Raw genomic sequence first — 1,543 nt, forward strand, 5'->3', positions numbered from 1 at the left:
TATATACTTCGCTGTGTTATTAACAGTACTATCCAAGATGTTTCAAAAAAGGAAAGAATATCATATAGTACGATTGCTACAGTATGAACCTTCAGCAAACTTTTGTATAACTATTTTGGGTAATAATTTATGGTTTTTAGCTATATCTAGCAATACCTTCTGTATCATCTTATTATGAGAATGTTTATGCTTCAATGTTTAAAATATTTTAAATATAATTATTTATTATCTAATAGACTTTCATAAGTTACAATTCGTACTCCATCTAAAATCAAAGAAATATTTCAAATTGGCAAATCATGGTTGAAATACTTTGAAGCTCATAAAACAGATATTAGAGATGTTGAGCTAGAAAACATGACTAATATTATGAGTTGTGGCTTGCAGGTCAGAGAATATCAGCAATTTGTATGCCATACTAAAGGCTACCATCATACTAAGAAAATATGTTTTAGCTGTACTGTAGATCATGTCCAACATGTGGCAAAATGGCTATTGATAGATGGATAGAAGATATCAAAGATATATTTCCTGAGTGTAAGTATCAACATATTACCTTTACAATGCCTAATGTATTATGGCAAGTCTTCAAAGACAATAGAGACAGGCTTGGTGATCTATTCAAATGTGCTTGTAAGCCTTTACTAAAAACAGCAAAAGAAAAAGGTATAAAAGTAGGTATATTCTCAGCATTACATACTTATGGCAGACAACTAAATTGGAATACTCATATACACCTATCTGTTTCAATGGGTGGATTAACCAAAGATGGTAAATGGAAGGATCTCCGATTTAGTAAAAAGAAAATTATGCCTATGTGGAGATATGCTGTTATTAAGCTGATTAGAGAAATTATTGATAATGGATACGATAAAATTTCAAAAGACCTTACTAGAATTCAGTATGAAAGACCGTGGGTAGTACATTTTGATAAGCCAATAGAACATTTTGAGCATACTATCACATATATCGGTAGATATATCAAAAAACCTCCTATAGCTATGTCTAAAATAAAAGAATATGATGGCAATACAATCAAATTTAGATTTCTTAATCATCGAAATAATAAGCACCAAGATTTGGAAATGACTATGGATGAGTTTATTGAAAGGTTCATTCAACATATTCCAGAAAAAGGCTTTAGAATGATTAGATATTATGGATTTTTGTCTAATGCTGTTAGAGGTAAATTATTACCTAAAATTTATGAGCTATTAGGACATAAGCCTAAAGTTAAAGTTGATATATCCTATCAACAAATGTCTTTACTATCTTTTAACGTTGATCCTCTAAAATGTATATTGTGTGGAGCTCAATTATTACCTTCATTTAGAGTCATTGGAAAATCAACCAAACAATTAATGCAATTTCATACTGAGTTAGCCAGCAGAAAACGAATACCCGCGTAGCTCTGCTAGGATAAGTGTATCTATAGGTCTCTAAATTTAGGCAGTTTAGGCACTTTCGTGGAAAATTTTGAGAAATGTTGACATCTATTTTACTTTGAAATGATACATTTTTATTTTTTATATCATAAAACTCG

2 protein-coding genes are annotated in these 1,543 nt (G+C 30.2%); both read left to right on the forward strand.

Annotation, left to right across the window (positions count from 1 at the left end; genetic code table 11):
• The first annotated feature begins 303 nt into the window (after positions 1-303).
• The gene (locus F8C69_RS10110; RefSeq protein WP_159185044.1) at positions 304-510 is read left to right on the forward strand and encodes a hypothetical protein; all 207 of its coding nucleotides are present in this window, start codon (positions 304-306) and stop codon (positions 508-510) included.
• Positions 489-1,409 carry an IS91 family transposase gene (locus F8C69_RS10115; RefSeq protein ID WP_159185045.1) on the forward strand — a complete coding sequence of 307 codons (921 nt, stop codon included), beginning with the start codon at positions 489-491 and terminating at the stop codon, positions 1,407-1,409. The genes F8C69_RS10110 and F8C69_RS10115 overlap by 22 nt, the downstream gene beginning before the upstream one ends.
• Positions 1,410-1,543: the final 134 nt, after the last annotated feature.

Origin of the sequence: Francisella noatunensis subsp. noatunensis (assembly GCF_009823375.1) — a bacterium.
Lineage (GTDB): Bacteria > Pseudomonadota > Gammaproteobacteria > Francisellales > Francisellaceae > Francisella > Francisella noatunensis.

Excerpts from the sequence above, each read along its gene's own strand:
- F8C69_RS10115 (WP_159185045.1), top strand. The coding sequence starts at position 489 with ATGGCTATTGATAGATGGATAGAAGATATCAAAGATATATTTCCTGAG.